Consider the following 7,195-nt stretch of genomic DNA (forward strand, 5'->3'; position numbering starts at 1 on the left):
CCCCTTTTTTAAGCCAATCTTTGTACTCGAAAAAGAAACATCTACAGCAATTACTACAGAAAATTAAGGCCACATTTCTTCCAAAAAAAAAATACTCCAAGCTGTTTCTCAAAAACAAATTTTAATCCTAACAAATATTTTTAAAACATTAATGGAACAGTTTCTATACCCCACTCTTACCGCATTTTTTGCCGCATTTATTACCTGGTTTTTCTCGATGAGAAAATCATTAGCTCAAGACAGAGCCGCCGAACTTGACAATGCCGTGAGCGCCGTAAAATATTATCGTGACTTGCTTGATGATCTTACCGCTCGACTGACCACTGCAACCGAAACCATCAAAAAAATGGAAATACAACATAGAGAGCTCATGCTGGTAAATCAGCAATTGGTAGACGAGCTGCAAAAATTTAAACAACTAAACGGAAAACAACAATGACATTAGCCGAAAAAACCTTAGAAACTGCGCTTGCTCAAGTTGGTGTCGAAGAAATGCCACGAAATAGTAACGCTGGTCCTGAAGTCGAGATTTATTTAAGAAGCGTCGGACTGCCAAAAGGATATCCCTGGTGTATGGCTTTTGTTTACTGGTGTACTCAAAAAGCCGCATTGCAATTAGGAGTCAAAAATCCTTTAAAGAAAACTGGAGGTGTACTAGACCAATACAATTCTAGTAAACCTTTAGTGAAAAAAGAACCACAACCTGGTGATGTTTTTATCATCGACTTTAATAATGGATCTGGCCATGCCGGAATTGTAGATAAAGTTGCAGGAAGCCTTATCTATACCATTGAAGGCAATACAAACGACATGGGAGGACGAGAAGGCTATAAAGTAGCCCGAAGAAAAAGAGAAATTAAAAGTATTAAAGGCTTTTTACGACTCTAAAACACATTTAATAAACAAATTATAATTTATGATGAATAATTTAAAACGTCTTGTTTTTTTGTTTTTTTCAGTCTTAGTTCTGGCTTCGTGCAAAAGTCCGAAGCCGGTTCTAAGTGAGGAAAAAACCAAAACGATCACAATCAAGGAAACGGTACACGATACTGTTTTTAAAATTCAGAAAGACAGCAGTTCTTTCAAAGCATTGCTCGAATGCCAAAACGGAAAAGTAGTTATTAAAAATGTTACTCAAGCCGAACCAGGGCGTACATTAAAAAGCCCAAAGGTTCGTCTTGATAACAACAAACTCAATGTAGACTGCGAACTCAAAGAGCAGGAACTCTACGCCCGATGGAAATCGCAACAAGTAAAAGAAACCGAAGTAAAAACCATTAACACCACAAAATTTGTCAATTATTTGACTTTCTGGCAAAAAGTGCAGATCTGGTTGGGGAGGATTTTTCTGTTGGTGTTGGCTTATTACTTTGTAAGATTTATAAACAGATTCTACCATTTATTTTAGAATCAAGTAACCAATTTTAAACAACAATTCGCTCTAAAATTTTCAATTGAATTTTAGATTTAAAAACTAAACACATGTCGAAAATATATTTTTTTACAAAAGAAAGCTCAATAGAAACCGATCAATTAGCAGAACTAGCTTTTGGACAGCAGCCAGATGTCGGCAATGTTGAAAAATACAATTTGGATAATAATTTTTCTGTTTCTGAAAACGCTCCTGCTTATGCCATTACAAAATCATTAGTTCTGGCAATTCCAAGTAATACGAATTCTTCGTTATTAAACATTGCATTACTTCCTTTGAATACGTATGTGAGTGGCTTCCCTGTAAAAATGTTTATTTACAGAGGAATTAAAAAGTCCTCATTGGTTGATAATGTTGGAAACATCCTCGAATCAGATGGTTCATGGGCTTCTAGCAATATCCTTAAAGTCATAAAAGAGGTACAAGATAAACTGAATTCAAAAAATGGCACCAATTTAATTGCGAAATCAGATTGTTTAGGTTTAAACTTTTCAGAACTTCCTGACACTACTTTTATCGAAAAAATATTCTTCGATGACACCGATACTTTCCATCCTTTAATTGTTGAAGGAGGGTGCCAAATCGGAAAATTTGCCGGTGGATCTACCCTTGCAGGAGTTGAAGTTATCCTTGATATGATTGGCTACGAACCAACATTTAAATTACTAAAAGCTTCAAACCATACATTAGAAATCGACAAACTAGTTATTGACAGCAACGCAACTGAAGCTGATAAACTGAAACTAAAATTTAACAACAGATTCCAAAAAGAAGAAATCTTAAGTTATCTGGATATTACCGCATTTTATGGTGCTGCAAAAAATCAAGGCTTAAGAATTAAAGGAGCCGATAACGGTGATAATTTCTTGCAGAAGTTTTACAACAAAAATACGGTCTACATTGACATCAGAGATGATTGGGGTTTTTCATACAATCACTTCTTTAAATTTAAGGATGAGTTAAATGTTGGTTTTTATTCTGCAGATAGCGCTATCAAAGATCCTGTATATTCTGGCATGAATTATTATACTAATTGGCCGATTCTTAAAATTACCGATCAGGTTTATAACAATAATAAGAAGTGGTTTCATATCAAAATTCCAATATATATAGGAAGTCCGATAAACGCAAATTTTCTATCCTCTTACGTAGGCAAAATTTCAACAGAAATAGATACTACCCAAAAGAAACATTTTATAATTGCAGATGGAGACGGAAGTAATAAAATACTACTCAAAGAATCAGAGGCTGTTAAATTAAAAAACTGGAAATATAATGACAATAAACTAGGCAGTAACTATTTTCTTTTAAAAAAATCCACGAAAGGAGATACAAAGAACACGCAGAATATTTCATCTATCTGGAATAATTTTTTCTCTTTAAAGATGAATAATATTTTTGGTTTCAATGATTTAATTGATGGAGATTTTAGAATTTACACTTATTCTTCCATAAATTTTCCATTAGTAATTGACTCTAAAAAAGGTGAAGCTTATTTACCAACTGCAGGAATTGCTATTGATAAAAATCATGTCACCTTTTTTTCTTACAAAGACGAAGTCGCCTTTAAAAGTGTAAGCAATAAAGCTGACAATCCCGTCGCTATAATTGGAAAAGGCAAATTCAATTTAAAATTTAATACTGCAGATTACGATTATGAAAACACTACGAATCCGCATACTGGATTTTTAAATCAGATCGTTAAAACATCAAAAATTGGAAACTTTGAATTAACAAAGTATTCAATTTCTGATACCGAAAACACATCTAATACTGTTAAGTTCCTTACTTATTCAAAATCAGGGGATACGAGTATTAATGATGCTATATTTGAAACTTTTGAGTCGATTACTTTAACTCATAATGAATACAATTCTTTAAAAGCATATCTAAGTGCAAATAGTGATTTTCCTAACCAACCACTATTTATAAAATGCAAAAAATATACTTCTAAAGCTTATCAAACTTTTACACTTGAAGAATATACCTTAACGTTAGGAATTCCAACTTTTGTTAATTATGAAAATCCTGATCTAAATTATATGGCAATTGCTGATTCTCCAAACGAAATCATTTACGACAATTTGCCCATTACCTTAACAAGTATTAACTAATCTTCAATCGCTTAAATTATGTCCTTACATATATCCAAAAACGCAATTAACAATATACCATTAACAGATGAAAATCTCACAGATGACAAAATTGGAGGAGTTCTGTTAAATGAACCACTATCAACTAGTAAATATTTAGTAAAACTAGCTAAAAACGATGTCGCTAATCAAAAACTTGGACTTAAATACAAATCTTTTGGAGAGCATATTACAATTCTAAAAATGGCCATAACAGCCATTGATGCAATATACGATGAATATACAATTCCAAATGAATTAATAGCAACAGGAATTTTTGATGTCAATCTGGAAAATGCAATAAAAACTTTCCAAGGAACTGCAATTTTTACAGCAAATAGATCTATTGATATCAATGGAATTGTTGATTCAAAAACTTTATTAGCAATTGATGCGGCATTGAGTCGAGATAACATTTTTGACTACGAAAAGAAAAAATATGTTGGAAAAGTAAACTCGAGATCGTCTTTTTATATTGGCAGTGATATATCTAATCCGCATCCCAATTATAAAATTATAATAGAAGGTGGTGATGAAATTACCATTGAGGCCAAACCAGAATTCGGTTTCTCTTATATCAATTCTGGAAATGATGGCAAACATGTATATGGTGTTCCAAATGAAAAATTTCAAACTGAAATCGACAAGCATCCCTTAGTAATTGCAAAAAATTCAAAACGAGCAATTGAAGGAATTCCTCCCATAAAAAGTATTGGTTTCGCAAAATTAGATTATAATTTGGAATTTGCCAATGCAAGTGTTCCGATGACAAATATTCAAAACGAATTAAGCAAAACTGCTCCTTTATTATTTGATGATAATGGTGCTAAATTATACAAACTAAAAGAAGGTGATACTATATCTAAAATAGTATTAGACAATTATTACGGAGGTGGAGATTATGCTATTATGGATCCATACAACAATGTTCCAATCTTTATTTTAAAAGAAAGAATCCCATTCCCTGAAGACAAAAGAAAAGATGATGCTCGTTTTCAATTTTATCATAATTTATTGTACTATTACAATTCTGAAAAAAAAGGAAGCGAACCTGTAAATGAGTGGGGATTTCGAACTAACAATTACGAAAGATATACAATTGATCATTTGGACATGGTGGATATTTTTGATAATGAGTATAAAGAAGAGGATCCAAATACGGCATTACCAAATTATTACCGTTTTTTAAAAAAAATGGAAGAATTAAATGCAAATAGTAAGATGATTTTTGATCCTCTAGGAATTACAACTTCTTTTACAACCGTTCCAGGAGAAAACATAAGAATTCCTTCCAGACAATTTGCAGACACCATGTATTATTTTTTAAATTTTAGACATGATGAAATGCTAGTTAAAAAAGAACCGGAAGATGAAACTTCAACCGCTATGGACTATATTAAAAATGAAGCTTTAAGTGATATTGTTGATCTTATGTCTGATTCCATGGATGCCCTATCTGAAATAGCAGAAGAAGTAAAAGAAGATGCAGTTTCTTTATATCATGAAACTGTAGATTTTTTTGTCTCTGCATATAATTTTGTTATACAGACATTGGTCGATTACTGGCCTAGAGGACTTGGCGGAAAATTTGGTGTAGGCGTAGGGATAACATGGGGAATTCCTGTAAAAACTAAGGCAGATGTAGAAAAAAGTATTTCTCGTAAAATGACAAAAGCAACTGAACTTACTTTAGTATACACGGACGAACAAGTTTTTGAACTAAGTGTGGAACATCTCGAAGGATTTAGTTATGGTATTGGTCAATATTCTGGACATGGTCGTTCGAAAAAACTATTTGGTGCTTTTGCGGGTTTTGAAGCTACAGCCGGATTAACATTAACTCAAAGTTCAGAATATGAATTTCCTATAAGGCAAAATGAAACAGCTCTATTAACGATGGTCATGAATGTTTTTGTTGGACAAGTACTACAATCAGCATCTAAAATTTTCACATGCTTGGAATCTTTAAATCTCGACCCTAAACACTACATAACCAAGCTAGAAGTAAAATACAATTTAGGAATTGATGCAGAAGTTGGAGCACTGATCGGTACCAAGTTAAAAAAAGGATTAGATATACCTAGTTCTAATGTCGAACATCCTACAATTCAAAATGAGACTAAAAGCTATGGTTCTGTCTCTAACATTTTTGAGAAAATCCCCTCGATTGGTGTTCACGGTGATATAAATATAAATGCAGGAGCGGCTTATAGTTATGAGGCAGAATATGATGATGCCCCATTTACAAAAGGAAATAAAGGACGGGTATTTTCAAAAATAAAAATTGAAAATCAATATTATATTGATGCAAAAATTGATCTTTCACTCATAAATAACATCTTTAAAAGTCTAATCCCTGGCTCTGAAATTCAACCCACTTATATAGGGAAACTTTTTGACAAAATAGAATTTGATAAAAAGGGAATTATGCTAGGGACTTTATATGAATTTACAAGAACAGGTTCGCCAGACTCCCTGACTAGTGATGATTTTAATTTTAGTGATATTACTTACGATGAAGACGATTTTACGTTAAAATATTTAAGTAGTAGTAATGTATCGAAAGAAGTCTCATTACATATTGGAGCTTATTCAGGTGATGCAGATTCTCCTAAAACTGACGGAAAATATCGTCTTCATATGCCTACATTTCATGAAATGTGGATAGCAGGACTTGATTTCGCTTTTACTTCTGCCGTAGCTTTTAAACTTTTTAAAGGACTCGAACTTCACAAACAAGTTGGAATCTTTGATTTTGATGGAAAAGCAAACAATGTAACAATAAGTGACAACTCTATATGTGACAAAATAATTCAAGCAATGAAAAAGGCTAATATTGTAAAAATGGAAGCAAAAACAATTGTTGCATTTATAGAAAAATTCCTTAATCATACAAAAACAGAATTGAACTTAGATTTAAAAATGAATATTGACTTTAATGAAGATTCTTTACTAAAAAATCTACTTGAATTTCAATTAAAAAAATTATATCAGAAATATGTCACTTTCGAAGGTAACTCCGCTTTGAGTCAAATATTGGAGAAAGATATTGAAACCAAAAAAGCTGAAATTTTTAACGAATTAAAAAAACAGAAAATCGAAGAAGGAAAAAAACAATATGAACTTATATATGGTAAGAGCAAAATTCCTGGAAGTAATCTCGATAGTTTAAATTTATTTATAGATAAAGAAATTAGTTCCAAAGGAGATCCTAATGGGAATTATTTTATTGCTGCTGCTAGATTTCTTATGGGAGTTTTTAATGCTAATTCTTATATGAACAATTACAAACTTGATAAAGATGAAGATTATGCAATAACTGAAATCATAAATCTTTTCAGTTTTATAGCGTCCTTAACAGGATTTGAAGCTAAACTTGACAGTAGTTTAAACTTTGGATTAGATGCAGAATTAAAAGGTGGTTTATTTGGAGCTGTTGTAGGCGGTTCAGTAGAGGGTTTTGTTGAAATAAATTATAAGCCTACTTTGTATGAAAATGGTAAAATAGCTTTTCTCGAATCGAACGATCCTTTAAAAGCAGTCTTTACAGAAATTGAAAATATACTTGAAAACATAACCGATGATAAACGAATTAAAGCAAAAACATTATTTCAAGTGCTCTAAATAATAT

At 32.0% G+C, this 7,195-nt stretch carries 5 protein-coding genes; all 5 read left to right on the forward strand.

Annotated features, from left to right (window positions below; translation table 11 throughout):
* Positions 1 to 151 precede the first annotated feature (151 nt).
* Positions 152 to 439 (forward strand): hypothetical protein, encoded by a 288-nt coding sequence (locus J7574_RS20965; protein ID WP_290973458.1) that lies wholly within the window; start codon positions 152 to 154, stop codon positions 437 to 439.
* On the forward strand, positions 436 to 888 hold the full coding sequence (locus J7574_RS20970; RefSeq protein ID WP_290973460.1) for a CHAP domain-containing protein: 453 nt from the start codon (positions 436 to 438) through the stop codon (positions 886 to 888). The genes J7574_RS20965 and J7574_RS20970 overlap by 4 nt, the downstream gene beginning before the upstream one ends.
* 28 nt (positions 889 to 916) lie before the next feature.
* Positions 917 to 1,408: a hypothetical protein gene (locus tag J7574_RS20975; RefSeq protein ID WP_290973463.1), complete on the forward strand. Its 492-nt coding sequence runs from the start codon at positions 917 to 919 to the stop codon at positions 1,406 to 1,408.
* Between the two features lie 879 nt (positions 1,409 to 2,287).
* Positions 2,288 to 2,395, forward strand: coding sequence for a hypothetical protein (locus J7574_RS23190; protein WP_367272610.1), 108 nt, complete (start codon positions 2,288 to 2,290; stop codon positions 2,393 to 2,395).
* A gap of 1,169 nt (positions 2,396 to 3,564) precedes the next feature.
* Complete coding sequence (locus J7574_RS20985; protein ID WP_290973468.1) at positions 3,565 to 7,188, forward strand: hypothetical protein; 3,624 nt, start codon at positions 3,565 to 3,567, stop codon at positions 7,186 to 7,188.
* The last annotated feature ends 7 nt before the right edge of the window (positions 7,189 to 7,195 follow it).

Origin of the sequence: Flavobacterium sp. (assembly GCF_017744675.1) — a bacterium.
Taxonomy (GTDB): Bacteria; Bacteroidota; Bacteroidia; order Flavobacteriales; family Flavobacteriaceae; genus Flavobacterium.

Excerpts from the sequence above, each read along its gene's own strand:
- J7574_RS20975 (WP_290973463.1), top strand. The coding sequence starts at position 917 with ATGATGAATAATTTAAAACGTCTTGTTTTTTTGTTTTTTTCAGTCTTA.
- J7574_RS20970 (WP_290973460.1), top strand. The coding sequence starts at position 436 with ATGACATTAGCCGAAAAAACCTTAGAAACTGCGCTTGCTCAAGTTGGT.
- J7574_RS20965 (WP_290973458.1), top strand. The coding sequence starts at position 152 with ATGGAACAGTTTCTATACCCCACTCTTACCGCATTTTTTGCCGCATTT.
- J7574_RS20985 (WP_290973468.1), top strand. The coding sequence starts at position 3,565 with ATGTCCTTACATATATCCAAAAACGCAATTAACAATATACCATTAACA.